The 24,667-nt window shown below is 38.4% G+C and carries 26 protein-coding genes and 1 other annotated feature; of the genes, 22 read left to right on the top strand and 4 right to left on the bottom strand.

What is annotated here, in order from left to right; genetic code table 11:
- The first annotated feature begins 101 nt into the window (after window positions 1-101).
- From JOC86_RS06640 to pheA, 8 genes are all read left to right on the top strand, one after another.
- Entirely contained in the window at window positions 102-1,520 is a 1,419-nt protein-coding gene (locus tag JOC86_RS06640) for an Rne/Rng family ribonuclease (RefSeq protein WP_205169298.1), read from the top strand.
- 159 nt (window positions 1,521-1,679) lie between these two features.
- Window positions 1,680-1,760: a sequence feature (ribosomal protein L21 leader region), on the top strand.
- Between the two features lie 12 nt (window positions 1,761-1,772).
- Window positions 1,773-2,081: a 50S ribosomal protein L21 gene (rplU, locus tag JOC86_RS06635; RefSeq protein WP_205169296.1), complete on the top strand. Its 309-nt coding sequence runs from the start codon at window positions 1,773-1,775 to the stop codon at window positions 2,079-2,081.
- 11 nt (window positions 2,082-2,092) lie between these two features.
- Window positions 2,093-2,425: a ribosomal-processing cysteine protease Prp gene (locus tag JOC86_RS06630; protein ID WP_205169294.1), complete on the top strand. Its 333-nt coding sequence runs from the start codon at window positions 2,093-2,095 to the stop codon at window positions 2,423-2,425.
- 12 nt (window positions 2,426-2,437) lie between these two features.
- A complete protein-coding gene (gene rpmA / locus JOC86_RS06625; RefSeq protein ID WP_205169292.1) occupies window positions 2,438-2,728 on the top strand; it encodes a 50S ribosomal protein L27 in 291 nt (96 codons plus the stop codon).
- 140 nt (window positions 2,729-2,868) lie between these two features.
- Complete coding sequence (locus JOC86_RS06620) at window positions 2,869-3,408, top strand: Spo0B C-terminal domain-containing protein (protein WP_205169289.1); 540 nt, start codon at window positions 2,869-2,871, stop codon at window positions 3,406-3,408.
- A 62-nt stretch (window positions 3,409-3,470) separates the two neighbouring features.
- Window positions 3,471-4,760, top strand: a complete 1,290-nt coding sequence (gene obgE, locus JOC86_RS06615) for a GTPase ObgE (protein WP_205169280.1) — start codon at window positions 3,471-3,473, stop codon at window positions 4,758-4,760.
- A 33-nt stretch (window positions 4,761-4,793) separates the two neighbouring features.
- The gene (locus tag JOC86_RS06610) at window positions 4,794-5,249 is read left to right on the top strand and encodes an ACT domain-containing protein (protein ID WP_205169278.1); all 456 of its coding nucleotides are present in this window, start codon (window positions 4,794-4,796) and stop codon (window positions 5,247-5,249) included.
- A gap of 342 nt (window positions 5,250-5,591) precedes the next feature.
- The gene (gene pheA, locus JOC86_RS06605; RefSeq protein WP_205169276.1) at window positions 5,592-6,437 is read left to right on the top strand and encodes a prephenate dehydratase; all 846 of its coding nucleotides are present in this window, start codon (window positions 5,592-5,594) and stop codon (window positions 6,435-6,437) included.
- A gap of 162 nt (window positions 6,438-6,599) precedes the next feature.
- Here the strand turns inward: pheA and JOC86_RS06600 are convergent, their stop codons facing one another.
- A complete protein-coding gene (locus JOC86_RS06600; RefSeq protein ID WP_205169274.1) occupies window positions 6,600-7,139 on the bottom strand; it encodes a transcription repressor NadR in 540 nt (179 codons plus the stop codon).
- Between the two features lie 40 nt (window positions 7,140-7,179).
- Window positions 7,180-8,307 carry an IscS subfamily cysteine desulfurase gene (locus tag JOC86_RS06595; RefSeq protein WP_205169272.1) on the bottom strand — a complete coding sequence of 376 codons (1,128 nt, stop codon included), beginning with the start codon at window positions 8,305-8,307 and terminating at the stop codon, window positions 7,180-7,182.
- Between the two features lie 274 nt (window positions 8,308-8,581).
- Between JOC86_RS06595 and nadB the strand changes: the two genes are divergently transcribed.
- From nadB to yajC, 13 genes are all read left to right on the top strand, one after another.
- Window positions 8,582-10,168, top strand: coding sequence for an L-aspartate oxidase (nadB, locus tag JOC86_RS06590; RefSeq protein ID WP_205169270.1), 1,587 nt, complete (start codon window positions 8,582-8,584; stop codon window positions 10,166-10,168).
- On the top strand, window positions 10,137-10,991 hold the full coding sequence (nadC, locus tag JOC86_RS06585; protein WP_205169268.1) for a carboxylating nicotinate-nucleotide diphosphorylase: 855 nt from the start codon (window positions 10,137-10,139) through the stop codon (window positions 10,989-10,991). Before nadB ends, nadC begins: the two co-directional genes overlap by 32 nt.
- A gap of 15 nt (window positions 10,992-11,006) precedes the next feature.
- Window positions 11,007-12,113: a quinolinate synthase NadA gene (gene nadA, locus JOC86_RS06580; protein ID WP_205170179.1), complete on the top strand. Its 1,107-nt coding sequence runs from the start codon at window positions 11,007-11,009 to the stop codon at window positions 12,111-12,113.
- A 150-nt stretch (window positions 12,114-12,263) separates the two neighbouring features.
- On the top strand, window positions 12,264-14,009 hold the full coding sequence (gene safA / locus JOC86_RS06575) for a SafA/ExsA family spore coat assembly protein (protein ID WP_338021717.1): 1,746 nt from the start codon (window positions 12,264-12,266) through the stop codon (window positions 14,007-14,009).
- Entirely contained in the window at window positions 13,990-14,979 is a 990-nt protein-coding gene (locus JOC86_RS06570) for a phosphotransferase (protein ID WP_205169258.1), read from the top strand. Before safA ends, JOC86_RS06570 begins: the two co-directional genes overlap by 20 nt.
- Window positions 14,980-15,099: 120 nt before the next feature.
- On the top strand, window positions 15,100-15,810 hold the full coding sequence (locus tag JOC86_RS06565) for a YhcN/YlaJ family sporulation lipoprotein (protein ID WP_205169256.1): 711 nt from the start codon (window positions 15,100-15,102) through the stop codon (window positions 15,808-15,810).
- 184 nt (window positions 15,811-15,994) lie between these two features.
- A complete protein-coding gene (locus JOC86_RS06560) occupies window positions 15,995-16,549 on the top strand; it encodes an intercompartmental signaling factor BofC (RefSeq protein ID WP_205169254.1) in 555 nt (184 codons plus the stop codon).
- A gap of 302 nt (window positions 16,550-16,851) precedes the next feature.
- Window positions 16,852-17,454 carry a Holliday junction branch migration protein RuvA gene (ruvA, locus tag JOC86_RS06555; protein WP_205169252.1) on the top strand — a complete coding sequence of 201 codons (603 nt, stop codon included), beginning with the start codon at window positions 16,852-16,854 and terminating at the stop codon, window positions 17,452-17,454.
- A 16-nt stretch (window positions 17,455-17,470) separates the two neighbouring features.
- The gene (gene ruvB, locus JOC86_RS06550; RefSeq protein ID WP_205169250.1) at window positions 17,471-18,472 is read left to right on the top strand and encodes a Holliday junction branch migration DNA helicase RuvB; all 1,002 of its coding nucleotides are present in this window, start codon (window positions 17,471-17,473) and stop codon (window positions 18,470-18,472) included.
- On the top strand, window positions 18,469-18,675 hold the full coding sequence (locus JOC86_RS06545) for a DUF2905 family protein (protein ID WP_205169248.1): 207 nt from the start codon (window positions 18,469-18,471) through the stop codon (window positions 18,673-18,675). Before ruvB ends, JOC86_RS06545 begins: the two co-directional genes overlap by 4 nt.
- A 34-nt stretch (window positions 18,676-18,709) precedes the next feature.
- Complete coding sequence (gene queA / locus JOC86_RS06540) at window positions 18,710-19,735, top strand: tRNA preQ1(34) S-adenosylmethionine ribosyltransferase-isomerase QueA (RefSeq protein ID WP_205169246.1); 1,026 nt, start codon at window positions 18,710-18,712, stop codon at window positions 19,733-19,735.
- Between the two features lie 20 nt (window positions 19,736-19,755).
- Entirely contained in the window at window positions 19,756-20,895 is a 1,140-nt protein-coding gene (gene tgt, locus JOC86_RS06535; RefSeq protein WP_205169244.1) for a tRNA guanosine(34) transglycosylase Tgt, read from the top strand.
- Window positions 20,896-20,926: 31 nt separating this feature from the next.
- A complete protein-coding gene (yajC, locus tag JOC86_RS06530; protein WP_205169242.1) occupies window positions 20,927-21,196 on the top strand; it encodes a preprotein translocase subunit YajC in 270 nt (89 codons plus the stop codon).
- A 126-nt stretch (window positions 21,197-21,322) separates the two neighbouring features.
- Here the strand turns inward: yajC and JOC86_RS06525 are convergent, their stop codons facing one another.
- Window positions 21,323-21,736, bottom strand: a complete 414-nt coding sequence (locus tag JOC86_RS06525; protein ID WP_239587406.1) for a TIGR04086 family membrane protein — start codon at window positions 21,734-21,736, stop codon at window positions 21,323-21,325.
- Window positions 21,737-22,217: 481 nt separating this feature from the next.
- Between JOC86_RS06525 and JOC86_RS06520 the strand changes: the two genes are divergently transcribed.
- The gene (locus tag JOC86_RS06520; RefSeq protein ID WP_338021716.1) at window positions 22,218-22,874 is read left to right on the top strand and encodes a DUF421 domain-containing protein; all 657 of its coding nucleotides are present in this window, start codon (window positions 22,218-22,220) and stop codon (window positions 22,872-22,874) included.
- 162 nt (window positions 22,875-23,036) lie between these two features.
- Here the strand turns inward: JOC86_RS06520 and spoVB are convergent, their stop codons facing one another.
- Complete coding sequence (spoVB, locus tag JOC86_RS06515) at window positions 23,037-24,581, bottom strand: stage V sporulation protein B (protein ID WP_205169238.1); 1,545 nt, start codon at window positions 24,579-24,581, stop codon at window positions 23,037-23,039.
- Window positions 24,582-24,667: the final 86 nt, after the last annotated feature.

Below are 24,667 nucleotides of genomic sequence, written 5' to 3'. Positions count from 1 at the left end.
CTGACACCTTGGGTTTTGGAAATCCTCTTTTTTCTTGATTTATCCTCTGTGATTATGATAAGCATGTATAAAGAGATCAGGTAAGGGAATGAGGAAACAACTTGTATAAAATCATTTTGAACACAGTAGCAAGAGAAAAACGATGGGCTTTAATGAGAGATCAAACCTTATTTCAAATCCAATACTATCAGCCCCAACAAGAGTCTCTTGTAGAAAATATTTATGTAGGAATTGTTGAGAAAGTAGAGAAGGGGCTTAATGCTGCTTTTGTTAATATCGGGCATGATAAAAACGGTTTTCTGCACTTCCGAGATCTCCCACTACTGGATGGTTCAAAGGAACATAAAATCCATCAAGGGGAAAAGATTCTCGTTCAGGTTGTGAAAGATGCAACTGGGACAAAAGGTCCGAAATTAACAGCCATCATTGAATTAAAGGGTCAACATCTTGTTTATATGCCAACCGGCCGCTATATTGCTGTTTCAAAAAAAGCCCAGGATGATAAAGTTCGTAACGAGTGGAAAAGGCTTGGAGAAACAATAACATCGAAAGAAGAGGGAATTTTATTTCGTACTAGTGCTCTAAGTCAAACCAGGGATGAAATAATAGCGGAATTAGAGGAATTACGTCTGCAATATAGCCTATTTAAAAATAATATAGGCAAGGCACCTCAGCTTCTTTTTCAAAGAGACCGAATGATGGATGACCTTTTAGAATTAGCAAAGAAACTACAACAAGTAGAGGTTGTAGCAGACTCTTATTCTGTAAAAAAAGAGTTGTCCGAGCAGTTTGAAAAAGAAGACACAATAACTAATTGGTCCATATCCCATTACAACGGGCAAGAAGGTATCTTTTCACATTTTGATTTGGAATCTAAGGTGAAAAAGGCTTTACAACAGCATGTTTGGCTGCCAAATGGAGGATCGATTGTCATAGAACAAACTGAGGCAATGACTGTAGTCGATGTTAATACTGGAAAATTCACAGGAAAAGATCAGCTCAAGCAGACAGTTCTTAAGACTAATTTAGCTGCAGCAAAAGAAATTGGTCGCCAAATCATGTTAAGAAATTTAAGCGGGATGATAATGATTGATTTTGTGGATATGAATCAAAAAGATCATCACGCAGCAGTTATCTTTGCTTTAAAAGAAGCATTAAGAACTGATTTTACCCGTACGATTATTATAGGATTTAATGATCTCGGTGTTTTACAATTAACCAGAAAGAAGACAAAACGGCCATTATTGGAATATGTCACGACTAGATGTCCAGTATGTCAGGGAAGTGGAAGAATAGAAAGCCCTGAAACAAAAGCATTTCAATTAGAAAGAGAACTTCACGAATATCGGAATCGAATCGAAGAAGTCGTTGTGGTTGAAGTAAGTGTAGATGTAGCTTATTTTTACAAGGGGGAGCACCAGGTTTATTTTAACGATTTGCAAAAACGTTTACAAAAAGAAATAAGGTTCGTTGTCCGTGAGCATTCACATCCTTTTTATCATATCAGTCGTTTTGAGTAATGAAATTGTTTCTGATGGTCGAGAGATCCTTATGGCAGCGAAGTACTTCATCTTAACATTTTTTTTGTGAAAAAAAGACCTACGTAAAAACTTCTACTAATTCTATTGACACTATTCTATATAATATGATAGGATTTTTAATGTTATGGCTCTGTAGCACCCGTGCTACAACCGCTCAAGAACAGGTTGTAAAGTATTGGACTTTCCAATCACCTGTCATTGGCGAGTCTTAGTCTTTAAGGAGGTGCGATTATGTACGCAATTATTGAAACTGGCGGAAAGCAAATCAAAGTAGAAGCAGGACAATCAATCTACATTGAAAAACTTGACGTAACAGAAGGCGACACAGTAACTTTTGACAAAGTACTATTCGTAGGTGGCGATAGTGTGAAAGTAGGAAGTCCATTAGTGGATGGAGCTACTGTAACAGCTAAAGTTGAAAAACAAGGCCGTGCGAAAAAGCTTGTTGTTTTCAAATACAAGCCAAAGAAAAACTACCATCGTAAACAAGGTCATCGTCAACCGTATACTAAAGTAACAATCGATACAATCAACGCGTAAGGCGAATTGAAATGATTCGAGTTTACATTAGTCAGGATCCGAATGGAAGGATTACCTCCTTCTCAATGGATGGACATGCAAACTTTGCAGAACATGGTCAAGATATTGTTTGTGCTGGAGCTTCGGCTGTTTCCTTCGGTTCTATAAATGCGATTATAGCATTAACGGGTGTAGAACCTGAAATTGAACAGACTGACGGGGGCTATCTTCACTGTACTTTTTCAGAGGATTTACCAAAAGAAAAGGACGAACAAGTGCAGCTCTTACTAAAGGGAATGATTGTTTCCTTACAAACAATTGAACGTGATTATAAGAAGTATATAAAAATAACCTTCAAATCGTAGGAGGTGGGACAGATGCTAAGACTAGACCTTCAATTTTTCGCATCGAAAAAAGGGGTAGGTTCTACAAAGAATGGTCGTGACTCAATCGCAAAGCGCCTTGGTGCTAAGCGTGCAGACGGTCAATTCGTCACTGGTGGATCTATTTTATATCGTCAACGCGGTACTAAAATTTATCCAGGTGAAAACGTAGGCCGTGGTGGAGATGACACTCTTTTCGCAAAAATCGACGGCGTAGTACGTTTTGAACGTATGGGCCGCGACAAGAAAAAAGTGAGCGTATACCCAGAAGCGAAAGAAGCATAAAATGCTAACCTTTGAAAACTCTAGCCGTTTTACGGTTAGAGTTTTCTTATTTTTATGGAAAAAATTCACGTTTCTCTTTACTTTCTGATATACTTACATGTAAAGATGAATGAACGATATTCTGTATAGGGAGTTAAAGAATGAGTAGTGAATGGAACGTAATTCAAGCACTTAGACATACTCGTCATGATTGGATGAACCGGTTGCAATTAATCAAAGGGAATCTCGACTTGGATCGAGTGGAACGGGCAAAAGAAATCATTTATGAAATCGTTCAGGAAGCTCAAAATGAATCAAAGCTTTCTAATTTAAAGCTGCCCCATTTTACAGAATGGATGCTAACCTACAATTGGGACAAGAATATGATTCATATAGAATATGAAATCCTCCAAGAAAATCCCCATAAATTGCAGGATATTCAGCTTGTCACTTGGTTTTCAGACCTGTTTCGGATTCTGGAATACTCTGTTAAACCCTACGCTGAGAACGTAATGATTGTGTCGATGGACTTTAACACAGAAGAAGTATGTTTTGAATTTGATTTCAACGGAATAATAAACAATAGTCAACAATTAGAAAAGCAGCTGCAAGAGCTCAAAGAACGAAATGCCTTTTATCTGGATATTCTTCAATTGAATGATCATATGTTACTTTTCAAAATAAAAATTAAGTACATATAGAAGAATAAATATTGTGTTAAAAGTGTTTCCTTTAGGCTTGTTTGTACGTAAGGAGTGAAAATATGTTTGTCGATCAGGTCAAGATTTATACGAAAGGCGGCGACGGTGGAAATGGTATGGTTGCCTTTCGTCGAGAAAAATATGTACCAAAAGGTGGACCCGCCGGTGGTGACGGCGGTAAGGGTTCAGATGTCGTCTTTCAGGTAGACGAAGGATTAAGAACGCTTATGGATTTCCGTTATCAACGACACTTCAAGGCTCCTCGTGGAGAACACGGGATGTCAAAGAATCAGCATGGAAAAAACGCTGAAGACATGGTCATTAAAGTTCCGCCAGGTACCGTCGTTAAGGATGATGACACAGGAGAAATAATTGCTGACCTAGTAGAGCATGGTCAACGCTCGGTGATTACAAAAGGTGGAAGGGGAGGCAGAGGCAATACGAGATTTGCTACACCCGCTAATCCTGCGCCAGAACTATCAGAGAAGGGCGAACCAGGGCAAGAACGCTATGTTGTTATGGAATTAAAACTATTGGCTGATGTAGGTCTAGTAGGGTTTCCTAGTGTTGGTAAATCTACCTTGTTATCCGTCGTATCTGCTGCAAAACCGAAAATTGCTGAGTATCATTTCACAACCATTGCACCCAATTTAGGAATGGTAGAAACCGAAGATGGTAGAAGCTTTGTTATGGCTGATCTTCCGGGTTTAATCGAGGGTGCACATGAAGGGGTTGGTCTCGGACATCAATTCTTAAGACATATCGAACGTACAAGAGTAATTGTACATGTTATTGATATGAGTGGACTTGAAGGAAGAGATCCGTATGAGGATTATCTTACAATCAATAAAGAATTGGAAGAATACAATCTTCGTTTGACAGAGCGTCCACAAATTATTGTTGCTAATAAAATGGATATGCCCGATGCTCAAGATCATTTAATTGCCTTTAAAGAAAAATTAACGGATGATTACCCAGTTTTCCCAATTTCTGCGCTTACTCGTCAAGGACTTCGTGATCTGTTATTTACCATTGCAGATAAAGTGGAAACAACACCAGAATTTCCATTGTATGAAGAAGAAGAAATTGGTGTTAATCGAGTTCTTTATAAACATGAAAAAGAAGAAAAAGAGTTCACGATTACAAGAGATTCTGATGGCACATTTATCGTCGAAGGTGCACCTCTCGAAAGACTATTTAAAATGACTGACTTTACACGGGAAGAATCTGTACGTCGTTTTGCCCGTCAGTTAAGATCAATGGGAGTTGATGAAGCACTTAGAGAAAGAGGTGCTAAAGACGGTGACAGTGTTCGTCTCTTAGATGAATACGAATTCGAATTTATTGATTAATCCTTCATCATTCTATTACTGGAGGAACGACTATTGGTAAAAAGAAATCAAGAAGGCAAATTCTATCTTGTTCGGGAAGATGTTTTGCCAGAAGCTATGAAAAAAACATTAGAAGCGAAGGAGCTCCTTGAGAGGGGAAAAGTGGATTCTGTCTGGGAGGCGGTTCATCAAGTCGATCTAAGTAGAAGTGCTTTCTATAAATACCGCGATACCGTTTTTCCTTTTCATACGATTGTAAAAGAGAAAATTATCACGTTATTTTTTCATCTTGAAGATCGCTCTGGGACATTATCCCAACTATTGGGTTTAGTCGCTTCTGATGGCTGTAATATCTTAACAATTCATCAAACGATTCCCTTACAAGGGAGAGCAAACGTTACGCTTTCATTAAATGTAACGGGTATGACAGTTGAAATCGATGTACTCTTAACGAAGCTTCGTCGGTTAGAATTTGTTGAAAAGGTAGAGGTACTAGGTTCAGGTGCCTAGTACCTTTTTTTTTGGACGGTTTTCTAAAAGATTGTTGTTTTTATGAACAAAATTTTTGTGAAAAGGTTGGTCTTCGCTGCAGGTGCGAGACTCCTGCGGGAGCAGCGGGACAGGTGAGAGTGCAAAGCGGCGAGGAGGCTCTCCGACCGCCCCCGCAGCAAGCGAGCATCCTTTCGCTGCAACCAATTAACTCCATTTAAACAATAATGTTTACGAAAACTGCTTTTTTTTAAAAAAAAACGAAATGAAAAATTTTTTAGAAAATTTCCTCTATAACAGTTATAATGGTGAGAAGTTTTAAATTTTGAGATAGAGATAACATTAGGAAAGAGGAGAGAACAAGTGAAGATAGCGTATTTAGGTCCCGAAGCATCGTTTACAGATTTAGCGGTAAGAAGCGCGTTTGCAGGTGATGAACGATATCCCTATGTAACAATTCCGGAGTGTATAGAAGCTGTTATGGAAGACAAAGTAGACTTAGCCGTGGTACCACTTGAAAATGCCTTAGAAGGGTCTGTACATATTACTATTGATTATTTATTTCATGAGGCAGATTTATCGATTGTAGCTGAGATAACATCTCCGATTCAACAACACTTAATGATACATCCTAATCAGCAAGAAAAATGGCAGGATGTTCATAAGATTCTATCCCACTCACATGCATTGGCACAATGTCACAAATATTTACATCATTATTTTAGAGGAGTGTCATTAGAACAAACTACCTCTACTGCGGCAGCTGCTAAATATGTTAGTGAAAATCCTGAGCACCCTATTGCAGCCATTGGAAACCGTTTAGCTTCTGAGAAATATCAATTGATGATTGTACAGGATGACATTCATGATTTCCATTTTAACCATACAAGATTTATTGTGTTAAGTAAGGACCCACGAAACATTGATGTTCCGATTTCAAAATCAAACGGGAAAACGACCGTTATGGTTACTCTTCCATCTGATCGATCAGGGGCATTGCATCAAGTACTTTCTGCATTCTCATGGAGAAATATAAATTTAAGTAAAATTGAATCTAGACCATTGAAAACGGGCTTGGGTAATTATTTCTTTATCATTGATATTGAACAGCAAATCGATGAAGTGTTGATCCCGGGTGCCATTGCGGAAATAGAAGCTCTAGATTGCAATGTGAAAGTCCTAGGTTCCTATCAGTCCTATACACTTTAGGTGTAAGTGGATTATCAGAAGAAAAGGGGCTTTCCCTAATGGCTACAGAACCACAATGTTTAATGCGTTCTATATAAAAATTGCGGTTCCTGGCAAATGAATTTGGAAAGCCCTTTTAGTTCTATTTAGCTCTGATATGCTTATACTTTAATCCTCATCTAGTTAATTGAATTCGATTAAAAATCCAGCTCTTTTTAATGCATCTTCAGCTTCAATTAACTGTTTTTCACTTGAGGCAGCAAGTGTATGAAGGTGAACTCCTTCTGTTAACTGCGAGAGATAAGCTGAACCCGTATTTTTGATTTTTTTAAGAAAATTTGTTACTTCTTTGCGGTTAGATACCATTATCGAAGCGGTTAAATCTCCATAAACGCTATGTTCGATTTTAACGTCTTTAACGGTTACTCCATGGTCGACGAGGAGATTAAGCTCTTCTTCCGCGCGTTCAGGAGAATGCTGACATGCAACGGTCCTTTCCACTACGCCTATAGCTGTTTGAGGCATATACATATACCCTTGACTAGTAGCGATAATTGGCTCGTTTTTGGCTTTTAAAAGTGTGATATCACTCACAATAACTTGTCTGCTTACATTCGTTAGCTTTGCGAGTGCGCCTCCTGTAATTGGCGCTCCGTTATTTACTAATTTATTCAAGATGAGCTCTCGTCGTTGATCTCCCAGTATTTTTTTCTTGTCACTCATTACGTTCACCGTCCAGTATTTAATTGACTTTTCTAGGAATTTATAATGTTTTTTCTGATACCTTCTTTAATGTTTCAACTAGTGCTATTACATCTTCTACTTGTGTTCCTTTTCCGAATGAAATACGAATAAATTCTTTTTGTTTTTCTTCCGCGACCCCCATTGCAATCATCGTTTTAGAAGGCGTTTGAAGACCTTGTCGACAGGCGCTTCCCGTCGAAATAAAGAAGCCTTTACGATTACATTCTAACATAACCCATTGCCCTTCATGGCCATTAATGGCTAATCCAATCACATGAGGAAGCTGTATAGAAGGCTCAGATTCATAGATTGTGACGCAATTCTTAAGTTCATTTGTTAATTGTGAAGTGAAAAGCTTTCTTAGTTGGACAGCTTTATCCCAGTGATCATGATTAGGTTGGATGGCCGCTCCTACAAAGGCGGCGATTCCAGGAGTATTTATTGTACCTCCTCTAAACCCATTTTCATGTGATTGATGGGGAAATAAGCCTTTCACATGAATCGTTGGACGAATATAAACTGCACCCACACCTTTAGGTCCATATATTTTATGGGAGGATATCGAAATACTATCAACGAATGAACAGATTTTTTTTAAATCCATTTTTCCAAATGATTGGACACAATCACTATGGAAAAAGATGTTTTTATTTTTAATTAAATTGTTAATATCTTCAAGAGGCTGGATCGACCCAATCTCCCCATTCACATGACCAATAGTTATTAAGATTGTATCCTCTCGAATCGATTGCTTAAGGGCGGAAAGGTCAAGTTGACCGTTACTTAAATAAGGGATTTTCGTTATCTCATAGCCATAACCAGATAAATAGTCAAGAGCAGAAGATACAGATGAGTGCTCTGCCATGCTTGTGATAATATGTTTTCCTTTATGTTGCTGACTAAATGCAAGTGAGGGAATAGCAAGTTGATTGGACTCTGTTCCTCCCGATGTAAAATAAACGCCTCGTGAAGAAACATTTAAAAGAGAAGCTAATTTATCCCTACAATTTTCGAGTAGCTCTTCTGCCTTCGTTCCCACATCATGAAGACTGCTTGTATTTCCCCAATATTCCGATGCAACCTCCTGGTAAATTTTTAACACCTCTGAATCCATTGGTGTTGTTGCAGCATAATCAAAATACTTCAAATGAATTCCCTCCCTTTCTACATTTTATATAGTATTGAAACGAATCATATACTAGCTCTTGGACCCAAAGTGGCGAGAAAACTTGTGTTAGACAACACGATCTAGGTTTATACTTGTTGGAATTCGCAGCAGTTTAAAGCAATCTTGTCCAATAATAGTGAATTTTATGAAAACAATTTGAAATATAGAATGTTAGAAAAAAACACTTGTAATCAGTTTAATAATATGTAAATATATGTGTCAAGACACCTGTAAATTAACAGGAGGAAAATCAATGAAAAAAGCAGATGTAATTATCGTAGGTAGCGGTATTGCAGCACTGCAATTAGCGCGAACACTTAGTCAGCAATTACATGTGATGATTATCACAAAGAATCATAGACGGAGTAGTAACTCTTATATGGCGCAGGGAGGAATTGCTGCAGCCATTTCTAAAGAAGACCATAGCGACCAACATTTTATTGATACGATGATTGCCGGAGAATGGCATGGAAATGATGAACGGGTAAAGCGCCTTGTTGAAGAAGGCAAGGAAGCGGTGGAAGAACTGATTGCGTTGAAAGCACCTTTTGATCGTAATGGGAATGACGAATTTTCCCTTGGAATGGAAGGAGCGCATAGTACCCATCGGATTCTGCATTCTGGTGGAGATCAAACCGGAAAACATCTAATCAACTTTTTGCTGGAAACCCTTTCAACTCCAAATGTTGAATGGATTGAAAATGAAATGGCTATTGAGCTATTGTTAAATTCTAGCGGTTCATGTATCGGTGTAAAGACTAAAAATGGTGCAGAAGAAACCAGGGAATATTTTTCTTCACATATTGTGTTAGCAACAGGAGGAGCAGGTGGATTGTACCTCCCGACGACCAACCATTCATCAGTATCTGGTGATGGATTAGCGATGGCTTACCGTGCTGGAGTTAGAATAACGGACTTAGAGTTTTTTCAATTTCATCCCACTCTTCTTACGATTAATGGAAAGGCAATCGGCTTGATATCAGAAGCGGTGAGAGGGGCTGGTGCCACTCTTATAAATGATCTTGGAGATCGAATTATGGAAGGGAAACATCCGCAACTGGAGCTAGGACCGCGTCATATTGTAGCCCATGAAATTTTTATACAAAATGAGAGTGGAAGAAAAGTATTCTTAGATATTAGCAGTATTGACCATTTTCAATCCAAATTTCCTTCCATCTCATCAATGTGTGTGCAAAACGGAATTTGTTTAGAGGATGGAAAGATTCCTGTTTCACCTGGTTCTCATTTTATGATGGGAGGAATTGTGATTGATGAAGTCGGACGGACAAATTTAAAAGGGCTTTATGCAATCGGGGAAGTGGCATGTAGCGGAGTTCATGGGGCAAACAGGTTAGCTAGTAATTCTCTACTTGAAGGCCTTGTATATGGAAAACGACTCGCTTCATTCCTTATCAAACACCTGAAGATAGAAGATTGTAAAGAATTTTCACCGATTAAAGTTTGTAAAAAGTCTAAAGTACCTCTTCCTTTTTCTATGAAAGAGATCCAAGAAAATATGATGAGGTATGTTGGGATTATCCGTGAGAAAAAGGGATTGGATGCTCAAGATTTATGGCTGAAGTCTACATCAATGTCCCCATTTGAAAATATAGAAGATTGGGATCGTAAGTCCATTCAAACGTACTTTATGTGGATCAATGCCTTGCTTATGACAAAATCTGCTTCTTTACGAACAGAAAGCAGAGGTGGTCATATTCGATCAGACTTTCCGCAAGTTGATGATTCAAATTGGTTTAAGAAAAGGATTGTTCATGAACAAAGAAATCAAAGGATGAAGGTGGAGTATGATGAACAACGTGAAATTAAAATCTATGCTTGAAGGCTTTTTATTAGAAGACATTGGAGATGGTGATCTTTCCTCCCAAACCTTATTCCATCAAAATAGCGAAGGGACATTACATTTAGTTGCAAAAGGATCTGGGGTTTTTTGTGGTCAAGAAATTATTCAATATGGTTTTTCTATCATTAATTCTTCAATCGATCCTCAAATTTTTGTAAGAGATGGCGAATTCGTCGAAAAAGGAAGCGAAATTGCTGTAATTAATGGACCAATGAGAGATCTTCTTCAAGCTGAAAGAGTCGTATTGAATCTTATCCAGCGATTGAGTGGGATTGCAACAATGACAGCAAAAGCGGTAAAGATAGTAGATGGAACAAACGTGAGAATCTGTGATACTCGTAAAACTACTCCTGGCCTAAGAATGTTGGAGAAATATGCTGTAAGGTGTGGAGGAGGATTTAACCACCGAAATGGGCTTTATGATGCAGTGATGCTAAAGGATAATCATATTGCATTTGCTGGTTCCATTACAAATGCTGTGCAAAAGGTAAAAGAACAGCTTGGGCACACAACGAAGATTGAAGTGGAGATTGAAACAGAAAGTCAATTATTTGAAGCGATACAAAATAATATAGATATTATCATGTTTGATAATTGTACACCTGAAACGATTTGTCAGTGGCTACAGCATGTTCCCGGACATATCACGACAGAAGCTTCGGGTGGAATACAGTTAGAAGAGCTTTATGAATACGCTCGTACAGGCGTTAACTACATTTCGTTAGGATGTTTAACACACTCTATTCAATCATTAGATATTAACGCAAAGGTACACCTTTTAGAAAGTCGTCTTATCCAATAGGAGGGAGTATGAATGATGGGATTACTACAAGAATTAACCACGTCACAAACGACGATTCCGGAAGAATATCTTCGATTATCAAAAGAAGAAATGGAATTTCGAGTCCGAAGAATAAAAAATGAATTGGGAAAATCATTGTTTATCCCTGGTCATCATTATCAAAAGGATGAAGTAATTCAGTTTGCTGATGCAGTAGGAGACTCTCTCCAGCTTGCCCAAGTATCAGCCAAGAATAAGGATGCTAAATATATCGTGTTCTGTGGTGTTCATTTTATGGCAGAAACAGCCGATATTCTTACGACTGAGAAGCAAGCCGTTATACTGCCTGACATGAGAGCTGGATGTTCAATGGCAGATATGGCTGATATCTATCAAACTGAAAGAGCTTGGGAGAAACTAATTAGTTTGTTAGGGGAAACGATCCTTCCTTTAACTTATGTTAATTCAACTGCCTCCATAAAATCATTTGTAGGGAAAAATGGTGGAGCAACCGTTACCTCTTCAAATGCTCACAAAATGGTGGAATGGGCACTTACACAAAAGGAAAGAATTCTATTTTTACCTGATCAGCATCTTGGACGAAATACGGCTGCAGATATCGGAATTGGTTTACATGAAATGGCAGTATGGGATCCAATCAACGATGAACTCCTTTTTGAAGGGAAGGTTGAGGATATAAAAGTGATCCTTTGGAAGGGGCATTGTTCTGTACATGAAAATTTTACATTGAACAATATTCACTCTGTTCGTGAAAAGTACCCTGAAATGAATATTATTGTACATCCAGAATGTAGAAAAGAAGTTGTAGATGCATCTGATTACAATGGAAGTACAAAATATATTATTGAGATGATTAAACATGCTAAACCCGGAACCTCATGGGCGATTGGAACTGAAATGAATCTGGTTCAACGATTAATTAGCAACCATTTGGATAAACATATCATTTCTTTGAATCCTCAAATGTGCCCATGTTTAACAATGAACAGAATTGATTTACCTCATCTATTATGGTCATTAGAATCAATCGATGCTGGTAATCCAGTTAATACAATCCAAGTAGATGAAGATGTGTCTAACAATGCAGTCCTTGCACTTGAAAGAATGTTACATCGTGCCTGAAAACAATAAAAATTATTAAGTCGTATGTCTCCTCAGGCGTCTGAGGAGACATATTTTTTTTAGGAATTTCATAAGTTTTTATGTAGATGGTTCGCACTTTGCCTACTTTATCATAGGATATATAGACTTATGCCTGAGGAGGGAAAAAGAGTGAAAATCCACATTGTACAAAAAGGGGACACTCTTTGGAAGATCGCCAAAAAGTATGGTGTGAATTTCGAAGAGCTGAAAAAAATGAATGCCCAGCTTTCAAACCCTGACATGATTATGCCCGGAATGAAGATAAAAGTTCCAACATCTGGAGGAACGGTGAAAAAGGAGGCAAAATCCGGTCAAACACCAATTAATTATGGATCAAAGAAAGAAATGCCTAAAGCAAAGCACCCTTTCGCACAACAAAAGCCGGTACAACAAATGCCTGTAGCGAAACCAAAAGAAATGCCGGTTGCTCCAGTAAAAGAACAGCCAAAGGAAATGCCCAAAAAACAATATACTCCAAAAATGCCACAGCCCGTTATTCCAGAAATTGATATCAATAATTATTATATGATGAATATGGCAAATATGCAGGCACAGCAGCAAAAGCCGAAGATGCCGAAAAAACCGACAAATGTTTTACCTTCCGTTAAAGAGAAAAAGAAAGAAGTTAAGGGTGTAAAGAAAGAAGAAGTAAAAGGAGTTAAAAAAGAAGCAAAAAAAGAAGAGGAGCTTAAGATGCCACAAATGCCGATCTACCAACAACCTATGATGCCTGCTGATCAATGTTATCCGGTCTCACCTATTATGCCTGGACCGGGATTCTGTCCGCCACATGGAATGTATGGTGGTCATCCAATGCATGGCGGTGGCTACCCAGGGCAAGTTCAAGGAGCTTCTATGATGCCGCAAATGCATGGACAGACACCGGTAATGCCATATATGGGATTCGATGACGAATCATCGGAAATGATGCCATCTAATCCTTCGCACCATATGATGTCACCAATGCATCAACAAGGTGCTGTTCAAGGAGTTCAGGATAATCCTTATCCAACAGTACAAATGCCAAATGGAGGAATGCCGTATGGCCAAATGCCACAACAGATGCCATATGGACAGATGCCGTTCGGAGATAATTGTTACCCTGCTTCCCCAGTAATGCCTGGAACAGGTTTTCATAATAATGGAGGCTACCCTGGCCAAGTGCAAGGAGCCATGACAGATGAATCACCAGAGGGTATGCCGTATGGTCAAATGCCAGTGCATCAAAATCCAATGCACCAAAATCCAATGCATCAAAATCCAATGCACCAAGATGATTGTGGTTGTGGTCCTGCTCCTCAACCATATGGAATGCAACATGTAGGTATGGGATCTAACGGCTATGGAATCCCACAAGGTATGAATCCTTATGGAAACCCATATGGAATGCAAGGAATGGAGCAAGGCATGAAAGGGATGGACCAAGGAATACCACAAGGAATGGAGCAAGGGATGCAAGGGTCGCCGCAGGGAATGGACCAGTGGATGCAAGGAATGCCGCAGGGAATGGAGCAAGGGATGCAAGGAATGCCGCAGGGAATGGAGCAAGGGATGCAAGGAATGCCACAGGGAATGGAGCAAGGGATGCAAGGGATGCCACAGGGAATGGACCAGTGGATGCAAGGGATGCCACAGGGAATGGAGCAAGGGATGCCGCAGGGAATGGAGCAAGGGATGCAAGGAATGCCGCAGGGAATGGAGCAAGGGATGCAAGGAATGCCACAGGGAATGGACCAGTGGATGCAAGGGATGCCACAAAGGATGCCACAAGGGATGCAAGGAGGTCCTCGATCGTTTCCGCAACAGGGTCCAGGAATGTTTGGCCCCGGAGCATTTGGAATGCCAAGAATGCAAGATGATGACTTTGAGGGTTAATGGAAGAGGGGACGATCATCTCAATCGTCTCCTTTATTTTTTACGATTAAAATTAAATTTAAAGTATGCTCAATTACAAGAAATTAAACAAGGAAAATGGCTTCTTTCAACACAGAATGAAAAATGGTTTTTAAAAGAGTTTTCGACCGAAAAAAAGTTTATGAAACAGCTGATTTTAACTAAGGAGCTATTGAAAAGAGGATATTCCCAAGTACTAGCTTTTCATCCCATTCATCAAACCTCCCCAATACGTTTTGACGGGAAGCTCTACGGTTTAATGGAATGGTTGGAGCATGAACAAGACTTTGGCTATAGTCATGAATATGAACGACAATATGCCTTACAAACATTAAAACAATTTCATGATGTAACAAAAAAGATTTTACTTGAAAGTCCACAACTGTCTAAATACTTCGATGAAAATAACTACTTATCTAAATGGGAATCACGTCTTGCAGAATTTACGAATAATATCCCTTACTTACAAGCCTTTATCCCTCTTTATTACTTACTGGCCTATAAACAATGGGGAGAGTGGTCATTGCATAGGTTGAAAAATATGTCTTTTGCTCCTACCAACTATTGTATCATTCATGGTGATGTAGCCCATCACAATTTTCTTTTATCAAAAAATGGGAAGCTATATTTAATTGATTTTGACTTGGCTACGATCGCAGCTGAAGAGGTTGATGACCTTCAATTTGCCAATCGAATCCTCCCATATCTAAAATGGTCTACTAATGAGTTATTCTCCTCCTCTTTATATCATGTATATAGAAAAGATAAGGTTTTTTTAATGGCTCTTGTCTATCCAACTGATATTTATCGGGAATGGAATCGTTTTTTACGTGAAAATATTCGTTACAAGGACAAAGTGTGGAACTATTTAGTCGATTTAAGCATTAATCAATTTTCATATCGAATGCTGTTTATTCAAAAAATTGGGGGATGGATACAATATCAGGAATAAGGACCAGTTAATTATCTTTCTCAAGTAGAATCAGCTTTATCTTTCCATCACAACATATTTATAAGGGGAACTTTTAATAAGCTGACCCTTAAAGTGAGGAAAGAAAGAGGGGTATTTTCATTGAACAGAAAACGATTTCTGATTCCGATAACAGCTGTAATGGTTTCTGGATTATCCGCTTGTAATACGATTGAAGATGCTGCTCAAAATCGGTATAATGACACCTATGAACCAATAGGTTATTACTCTAATGAAGGTCATGGAGGAGATAACCGAGATGAACGAGATGGACCAGTGACAGAGTTATATGATCACTCTATTGGTCGTGAAGCAAAAGCGATTCGAGATCATAAGCGTCATTATCTACAAGCACGAGATGAGAATGGAAATCCTCCAAACCCTTCAACCCCTTTATCGACAGATGACCGAAACTTTCTTTATCAAGATAACCGTGCTTCACATGGTGATGCAAACTATCATGGGCATCTTAATGGGAATATTCGTTCTGTTAAGAAACCTAATCCATCTGTTGAAGGTGAATGGGCAGAAAAAATTGAGGATATCACTGCATCAGTTGAGAATGTAAATGATGTTCGCTCCGTTTCATTTGGCAGTGATGTCATGATTGCTGTTGATTTAAATGATCACAGTAAAGAGGAAGAAACAAAACGAGAAATCAAAAATGCTGTTCAACCTTATATCAAAGGAAGATCAGTAACGGTTGTAACGGATGAAGGAATATTTAGTCGTGTTAGAAACAATGATAATGACGTTCGTGACGGGATTAATTTTGATATCCACAACATGTTCAATCCCACAAAAAATCGTTGAGAATTAAAATAATAGGGGGTAATCCTTCGGGGTTGCCCCTTTTTTCGGTTTTTAAAAAGGATGATGATGTTTTCTTTATAGTTTATCTCCCATCATTTTTTTATAAAATATAGGATAAAGTTTCTAAATCCTGGTCAAACTAGAAATGGAATGACAATACATTTTTTAGTTTGAGGTGTTCACGATGACGGTTAAAATTCGACTCGTGTTTATGGTTTTTCTATTACTCGGAGCTTTTTACTTCACATTTTTTCATGAAGATAAAAAGGAAGCAGCTGAGAGAATTAAGGATACAGAAGAGCTGTCAGAAGTCGAAACTTCCGCACATACAGTGAAGGTAGTGTTGAAGAGAACCTACTTAGATGGTGAAGTAAGTGAAGAGGTTGTTCAGGAAACGATTTGGTCGATGGAAGATTTCTGGGCACAATATGAACAATGGGACTTAGTGGATATGAATGAAGAACGGATCGTTTTTCAGCAGGAGGTCGATGACATCTCACCTCTGTTAAAAACTAATGGATTTTTTGGAATCTCGGATAAAGGAGTCCTTTCCATATTTAATGGTAAACCAGGTCATTCCGAAATCATCCAATCCTTTTTCCAAATAGACGTAAAAAAACTTGAAAGTAAGAAACATGAGGAGCTTGTAAAAGGAATTCCTGTTAAATCGAAGCAGGAATATCAAGCCGTTATTGAAAGCTTTAAACCATATTCAAGGGACGGTTCTCGGTTGCAGTAATGCTTTAATGCAACCGAGAACCGTCCCTCTTCATTTTTGTTGAGTTTTTGATAAAATAGGAACAGGTGTTTTGGAGAAGTTTTCACGATAATGTTTGTTGATATGGTAAAATAACATAGTCTGTTTAATAGAAATATTTTATAATCATGCTTTTTTAAAGTTATTCATATACGGGGGAAAATAGCGTATAGATAGAAATCTGGTCAAGTTTCTATTCCTTTTCTCTTTAAGGCAATCACCCATCACTATAAAAGAGAGCAGGATTATAATAGAAAATAGCCGAAATATTGAGGAGAGAGTTCATGTATGAATATATTAAAGGCATTGTTACAAATGTCTGCCCAGAATATGTTGTAGTAGAAAATGGAGGAGTAGGCTATCAGATTTTTACGCCGAATCCATTTTTATTTTCAAAATATAAAAATCAAGAGATTCAAATTTTTACATATCAGCATGTTAGAGAAGATATCTTAGCTTTATATGGCTTTTTGTCTCACGAAGAAAAATTATTGTTCGTTAAATTGCTTAATGTATCAGGCATTGGGCCTAAAGGGGCATTAGCTGTTCTTGCATCTGGAGAACCTCAGCAAGTAATATCGGCAATTGAACAGGAAGATGATCGTTTTTTAACGAAGTTTCCTGGTGTTGGGAAGAAGACTGCTCGTCAAATGATTTTAGATTTAAAAGGCAAGCTTCAAGATGTGGTTCCAGACTATTTCCCAAGTCTGTTTCATGAACCTCAAGAGGAAATCAATCATAATGAGGCTTTAGAAGAAGCCGTTCTTGCTTTAAAAGCTTTAGGATATTCTGAAAGAGAAATTAAAAAGATTACACCAAAATTAAAAGGGGTTCCGCAGTCAACAGACGAAATGATTAAGAAAGCCCTTCAACTCTTATTAAAATAGAAAGGAGGAACGAGGAATGGAGGATCGCATTGTATCCACCGAAGCAGATACTACTGAAGGATCATTTGAGCTTTCGTTAAGGCCACAGACCTTAAGTCAGTATATTGGACAAGATAAGGTGAAAGATAATCTTAAGGTCTTTATTCAGGCAGCGAAAATGAGGCAGGAAACGCTTGACCATGTATTACTATATGGACCACCTGGGCTGGGAAAAACTACTCTAGCAGCTGTCATTGCCAATGAAATGGGAGTGAATCTGAGAACAACCTCAGGGCCTGCGATTGAAAGACCAGGAGATTTAGCAGCGATATTGACAGCATTGGAACCTGGTGATGTGTTATTTATTGATGAAATTCATAGACTACCACGCTCAATAGAAGAAGTACTGTACCCTGCAATGGAAGATTTCTGTCTAGATATTGTCATTGGGAATGGACCAAGTGCAAGGTCTGTTCGCCTAGACCTACCGCCGTTTACCCTTGTAGGAGCGACGACAAGAGCAGGAGCATTGTCGGCCCCGTTAAGAGATCGATTTGGTGTTTTATCAAGATTAGAATATTATACAGAAGAGCAGCTAAGGGAGATTGTCATTCGGACTTCAGAAATTTTTCAAACGAGCATAGACCTACCGGCATCATTTGAACTAGCGAGAAGATCGAGGGGGACTCCGAGAATCGCTAATCGCTTATTGAGACGTGTACGAGATTTTGCTCAAGTTAAAGGGAATGGTACGATTACAACTGAGCTAGCTCAAGAAGCATTAGAGCTTTTACAAGTTGATCGCTTAGGTCTTGATCACATTGATCATAAGTTATTAAAAGGAATCATTGAGCGATTCAAGGGAGGTCCGGTTGGGCTAGATACAATCTCGGCTAGTATCGGGGAAGAATCACATACAATTGAAGATGTGTATGAACCTTATCTGTTACAAATTGGCTTCCTGCAACGTACACCACGGGGGCGTATTGTGACACATCTAGTGTATGAACATTTTCAAATGGAGGTACCTGAAAAGTGACTGGACTACCCAAAACACTAATGACCATCGGGGGAATTCTTCTTATTTTAGGATTTCTAATGCAATTTATTAAAATTGGGAAGCTTCCAGGTGACATTGTCATTAAGAAAGAAAATGCAACTTTTTATTTTCCGATTGTGACCTCGATTCTGATTAGTGTTATACTGTCGATTGTGTTTTATTTTTTCGGACGTTTGAAGTAGTGAATGGACCGGTAATATTAAGAAGGTGAGAATATTGAAAGTAGAAGATTTTGATTTTTATTTACCAGAAGAACTCATTGCGCAAACTCCTCTTAAGGAGAGAGCGGAAAGTCGTTTAATGGTATTGAACCGTGAGACAGGGGAAGTCTCCCATAATCAATTTAAACAAGTAATTGATTTTTTATCTGAAGGGGATTGTCTTGTTCTTAATGATACACGTGTTCTGCCAGCACGATTATTTGGAATAAAAGAAGATACAGGTGCTAATATTGAAGTTCTATTATTGAAGCAAGAGGTTAATGACGAGTGGGAGACACTAGTTAAACCAGCAAAAAGAATAAAAGCAGGAAGCGTCATAACGTTTGGTGATGGAAGATTAACAGCCACATGTACGGATACGAAAGAACATGGCGGTAGAATATTGAAGTTTTCTTATGAAGGAATCTTTTATGAGGTATTAGAAGATCTAGGAGAAATGCCATTGCCTCCATATATTAGAGAGCGCCTAGACGATCAAGATAGGTACCAAACAGTATTCGCCCGTGAACGCGGGTCGGCAGCAGCACCGACAGCTGGCCTCCATTTTACTGAAGAGCTTTTGGAGAAAATACGTGAAAAAGGTGTTCATATTGCTTTTATTACCTTACATGTCGGACTTGGTACATTCCGTCCCGTTTCCGTAGATAGTATTGAAGAACATGATATGCATGCTGAATTTTACCAGGTTTCAGAAGGAACAGCTCAACTCTTGAACAAGGTAAAATCAAATGGCGGAAAAATTATAACAGTAGGAACAACCTCGACGAGGACATTAGAAACGATTCGGTCCAAGCATAGTGAATTTGTAGAGGAAAGTGGATGGACGAGTATCTTTATTTATCCTGGGTATGAATTTAAGGCAATCGACGGATTGATAACCAATTTTCACCTACCTAAATCTACACTGATCATGCTGGTAAGTGCTCTCGCAGGAAGAGATCATGTCTTAAATGCTTATGAAACCGCAGTAAAGGAAAAATATCGTTTCTTCAGCTTTGGCGATGCCATGTTGATTAAGTGACGTTGGAAGGAGAAAGATCAGTGACAGCAATACGTTATGAACATATTAAAACATGTAAGCAAACTGGTGCTCGACTTGGTCGTGTTCATACCCCTCACGGTACATTTGATACACCTGTATTTATGCCGGTAGGAACCTTGGCAACCGTCAAGACAATGGCACCAGAAGAATTAAAAGAAATGGGAGCGGGAATAATCCTGAGCAATACGTATCATTTATGGTTAAGACCAGGGCACGAAATTGTTAAAGAAGCCGGTGGACTTCATAAGTTCATGAATTGGGATCGGGCAATCTTGACTGATTCAGGTGGATTCCAAGTGTTCAGTCTGAGTGAATTTCGCAATATTGAAGAAGAAGGAGTTCACTTCAGAAATCATTTGAATGGAGATAAACTGTTCTTGAGCCCTGAAAAAGCAATGGAAATTCAAAATGCCCTTGGCTCTGACATTATGATGGCATTTGACGAATGTCCACCTTATCCTGCAGAGTATGATTATATGAAAAGCTCAGTTGAAAGAACTTCCCGCTGGGCAGAACGTTGCCTAAAGGCTCATCAACGTCCAGAAGACCAAGGGTTGTTTGGAATTATACAGGGTGGAGAATATGAAGATCTTCGCCGTCAAAGTGCTCGTGACCTCGTATCACTTGATTTTCCTGGCTATGCAATCGGTGGATTATCTGTAGGTGAACCAAAGGATGTTATGAATCGTGTGTTAGACTTCACGACACCATTATTACCGTCAGATAAACCACGTTACTTAATGGGCGTCGGATCTCCTGACTCTTTAATAGATGGAGCTATTCGTGGAGTAGATATGTTTGATTGTGTGCTTCCTACTCGTATTGCACGCAATGGAACGCTAATGACGAGTGAAGGCCGACTTGTTGTCAAAAATGCAAAATTTGCACGTGATTATCGTCCTTTAGATGAAAATTGTGATTGCTACACATGTAAAAATTACACACGAGCATACATCCGACATTTAATAAAATGCGACGAATCTTTGGGGATACGCCTTACGACTTATCATAATCTTCATTTTCTGTTAAAATTAATGGAACAAGTCAGACAAGCGATTCGCGAAGATCGTCTAGGAGACTTTAGAGAAGAATTTTTCGAGATGTACGGCTTCAATCGTCCTGATGCGAAAAATTTCTAATCATATATTATTTTGAAAGGAGGATGAAAACATGGATGGTTTAATGACATTATTACCATTACTCCTAATGTTTGTTCTATTCTACTTCTTGTTAATTCGCCCACAGCAAAAACGCCAAAAAGCGGTTGCACAAATGCAGAATGAACTTCAAAAAGGAGATCGCATCGTAACAATCGGTGGCTTGCATGGGATTGTAGATGCTATTGAAGAGGGCAAGATTGTGATTAAATGTGGTGACGGAAGTCGACTTACATATGATCGTAATGCAGTACGTGAAGTTGCTGAAAAAGCGACGGTATAATAAGTAAGAAGCAGCCTGCGGCTGCTTCTTGTTTTGTTCTGAATCATGTATAAACAGGATTTGTGTGCCAGGTACAAATAAGTGGAATTGTACCCGGAACCTTCACACCACGCCCTCACCCTAAACCTATGCTTCTTTCTTCCCGCCACTTAAATTAACACCAAGAATTCCACCCATCATGGCTGTAAGTGTATAACAGATATGATAAACAACCTGCTGCATTGAGAATAAGGAGTCATGCCCTAGATATTGAAACAAAAAGATGATAAGTGTATAGACAACCCCGGTGGTTCCACCCAACATCCATCCTTTTTGTTTTCCTTTACCACCAGACATGAAGCCGCCAATAAATAATGATATAAATGAAATAATCGAAACTAATAATGCAATCGAGCTTTCTTGAAGAGAAGTAAAACGAAGTGTTACTGAGAAGATTAAACTTGCCACAATCACAATAATAAATATGGCCATGACACCATAGATCACTGCTCCCCCTAATTTCTTCAGTTCGATTGTCTCCATCTCCCTTCTATAAACCATTACAAAAGTGAATAACTAAGATTTCCTAGTACAAGCATATTCAGGAGAATCAAAAAAAGACTATAATTTTTGTTATATGTTTTTAAAAGGCTATTTCTGTTTAAATTGTTGCCTTGTATAACAATGAAAAGTTCCTGTAACGCTTTGTGTCCTTGTAAGAACCAATCTGGGATTTGCCAATTGCCTTTTTATAAGCTGTTTCCTAGAAGTATGTTGCTATTTGAGATAAGTCGGATATACATTTTAGAAGCATTGAACAGTCTATACACGTAGACTCCTGAGGAAACAGCGGTCATAGTGAGACCACTCAGCGTAGCGAGAAGGCACACGTGTCACACTAAGGTGCACGAAGTGTATTCAGGCTGGGGGTTAAATAACAACAACAATGATTAATAATGCAGAAAAAAATTCCTATTATCTTTTCTTTTTCCAAGTACATAATAAAAAATGCATATGTCTAATTGAAAAGGAGGAAGTAAAAGTGGAGGAGTACCTAATCCTAATTGTACGGACGCTTTTTTTATATGTCATGATTACTCTTATATTTAGAGTCATGGGGAAAAGAGAAATTGGAGAGCTAAGTGTACTCGATCTTGTGGTCAACATCATGATCGCTGAACTTGCTGTGCTGGCAATCGAGGAGCCGAGAGATGCTATTTTTCATACTTTAATACCAATGCTTATTCTCTTGTCAGTACAAATTACAACCGCCTTTCTTTCATTGAAATCTAAGCCATTTAGAGAATTAGTGGATGGTAAACCGACGGTCATTATTCATAACGGTCAAATTGATGAAAAAGCAATGAAGCAGCAAAGATATAATTTTGATGACTTATTATTACAATTACGTGAAAAAGATGTGATGGATATAAGTGAAGTTTCATATGCCATTCTAGAGCCTTCTGGCAGTTTGTCGATTATAAAGAAAGACGATACAAGCAAAAGCCAATTTCAAGAGCCACTTTCACTCCCTCTCATATTAGATGGAAAGATTCAAGTAGACCACTTAGAAGGGATCAATCAAACTGACTTTTGGTTAAGAAAAGAATTAAGAAAAAGGGGATTTACGAATCTTAAAGAAATTTCGTTTTGCAGCTACCAAAATGGAGAATTTTTCATTGATCAGATAGATAAATAAAAATAGGAAAAAGGCGATCCAAAAGGAGATAATTCCTTCATGAATCGTCTTTTATTTTTATGAACTCAAAAATAAACTTACATATTCCTTCACCAGTGATTTTTAAAACCTTGAACGAAAACGAATCGTTTTTCAAGTATTCAAGGCCAATAGTGCCACTTATTAAAGCCACTTATTAATAACAGGAATTCTTTTGAGATCATCTCTTGTCACTAGTCGCAATGCAATGGATAAAACTAGATAACTAACTGTAGTAATGCTTACCCCAGTTAATAGCCGTATAATTAGAGTTTCATCCAAAAGAAAATGATGATAGAGATAATGTCCGCAGAAACCGGTTAAAATTAGTACTACAATAAACTTAAGATAATCACTTATAAAAATCGTCATTGGAATTTTCTTGAGTATAGTCGCAAAGTGTAAGAGCGTTACGAGCATTATTCCAGTAACGATTGCTAATGCTGCGCCGTATATTCCGAGTTTCGGTTGGGAAGCGAGAACAAAGATAAGACCCGTTTTTACTATCGCCCCAATAAGACTGTTAATCATGGCGGCTCTTGCAAGATCTAATGCTTGTAAGACAGCCTGCAATGGTCCTTGGTAATAATAGAAGAGAAAGAACGGAGCCATAAGTGTGATAAAGGGAGCACCACTTGTACTACCGTACATAAGGGTCATTAATGGTTCAGCATATATAAATAGGAGAATAACGGCAACTCCTCCTGTTATCAAGCAAAAGCGAAGTGCTTGTTGTAATCTGTGCTCGATAAGTTTGTAGTTCTTGTGTGAATTGGCTTCACTAATCGCAGGAACAAGGGAAGTCGATAGCGAAACGGTAACAAATGAAGGTAGAAATAGTAGCGGGAGTGCAAATCCGGTCAACATTCCGTACTGTTTTGTGGCAAGAGACCCAGCAACACCTGCTATCAATAAGCTTTGAGAAACGACGATCGGCTCTAGAAACCATGCAACAGAGCCGATCATACGACTACCAGTAGTAGGCAGGGCAACGGTCATTAATTCCTTAAGAGTTGATTTTCCTTTTGAAATAGATTTAAAAAAGTTATGTCGAATTTTAAATTTCTTTTTAAGTTTAAAAGTTGTAAACATATAAAGTAGTGAAGCTAATTCACCTATTACTGAAGCAACCATTGCTCCTGCGGCGGCATATTCAATACCGTATGGAAGAAAGGTTTTTGTCATTACGGCAATAAGGGTTATTCTGACGATTTGTTCAATTACTTGAGAATACGCAGCTGGTTTCATATTCTGTCTTCCTTGAAAATACCCTCTTATTACAGATGAAATGGCTACAATCGGAATGATTGGGGCAATGGCCACTAATGGATAATAGATTCTATGATCTGTGAATAATGTTTCTGAGAGGATAGGGGCAAGTAAGATCAGTGCAGGTGTAAAGATAATGGATAATGATCCCGTAATTGCTAAACTAACAGCGAGAATCTTTTTTATTTTACGAGTATCTCCTTGTGCCTCAGCTTCTGCAACACATTTTGAGATGGCGACAGGTAGTCCAATTTGTGTAATGGTAATGACAAGGATAAGTGTAGGGAAAGCCATCATGTATAGCCCTACTCCTTCTTCTCCGATAAACCTGGCAATGATAATTCGGTTAACAAACCCTAATACTCTTGTAATTAGGGCAGCTGCCATTAGTATCATTGTGCCTTTCAAAAATTTTGACATAAAATTCCCTGCCTTCTCAAAAATGGTATTATCATATACAATAATGTATATGCAACAAGATGGACAAAGCATGACAAGTTGTTACC

The organism is Rossellomorea pakistanensis, from assembly GCF_016908495.1.
In the GTDB taxonomy this organism is placed as follows: domain Bacteria; phylum Bacillota; class Bacilli; order Bacillales; family Bacillaceae_B; genus Rossellomorea; species Rossellomorea pakistanensis.
The sequence above is the reverse complement of the archived record's forward strand: the minus strand, read 5'-3'. Positions and strand labels throughout refer to the sequence as shown.

Excerpts from the sequence above, each read along its gene's own strand:
- rplU (WP_205169296.1), top strand. The coding sequence starts at position 1,773 with ATGTACGCAATTATTGAAACTGGCGGAAAGCAAATCAAAGTAGAAGCA.
- JOC86_RS06630 (WP_205169294.1), top strand. The coding sequence starts at position 2,093 with ATGATTCGAGTTTACATTAGTCAGGATCCGAATGGAAGGATTACCTCC.
- rpmA (WP_205169292.1), top strand. The coding sequence starts at position 2,438 with ATGCTAAGACTAGACCTTCAATTTTTCGCATCGAAAAAAGGGGTAGGT.
- JOC86_RS06620 (WP_205169289.1), top strand. The coding sequence starts at position 2,869 with ATGAGTAGTGAATGGAACGTAATTCAAGCACTTAGACATACTCGTCAT.
- obgE (WP_205169280.1), top strand. The coding sequence starts at position 3,471 with ATGTTTGTCGATCAGGTCAAGATTTATACGAAAGGCGGCGACGGTGGA.
- JOC86_RS06600 (WP_205169274.1), bottom strand. The coding sequence starts at position 7,139 with ATGAGTGACAAGAAAAAAATACTGGGAGATCAACGACGAGAGCTCATC.
- nadB (WP_205169270.1), top strand. The coding sequence starts at position 8,582 with ATGAAAAAAGCAGATGTAATTATCGTAGGTAGCGGTATTGCAGCACTG.
- nadC (WP_205169268.1), top strand. The coding sequence starts at position 10,137 with ATGAACAACGTGAAATTAAAATCTATGCTTGAAGGCTTTTTATTAGAA.
- nadA (WP_205170179.1), top strand. The coding sequence starts at position 11,007 with ATGGGATTACTACAAGAATTAACCACGTCACAAACGACGATTCCGGAA.
- JOC86_RS06570 (WP_205169258.1), top strand. The coding sequence starts at position 13,990 with ATGATGACTTTGAGGGTTAATGGAAGAGGGGACGATCATCTCAATCGT.
- JOC86_RS06560 (WP_205169254.1), top strand. The coding sequence starts at position 15,995 with ATGACGGTTAAAATTCGACTCGTGTTTATGGTTTTTCTATTACTCGGA.
- ruvA (WP_205169252.1), top strand. The coding sequence starts at position 16,852 with ATGTATGAATATATTAAAGGCATTGTTACAAATGTCTGCCCAGAATAT.
- ruvB (WP_205169250.1), top strand. The coding sequence starts at position 17,471 with ATGGAGGATCGCATTGTATCCACCGAAGCAGATACTACTGAAGGATCA.
- yajC (WP_205169242.1), top strand. The coding sequence starts at position 20,927 with ATGGATGGTTTAATGACATTATTACCATTACTCCTAATGTTTGTTCTA.
- JOC86_RS06525 (WP_239587406.1), bottom strand. The coding sequence starts at position 21,736 with ATGGTTTATAGAAGGGAGATGGAGACAATCGAACTGAAGAAATTAGGG.
- spoVB (WP_205169238.1), bottom strand. The coding sequence starts at position 24,581 with ATGTCAAAATTTTTGAAAGGCACAATGATACTAATGGCAGCTGCCCTA.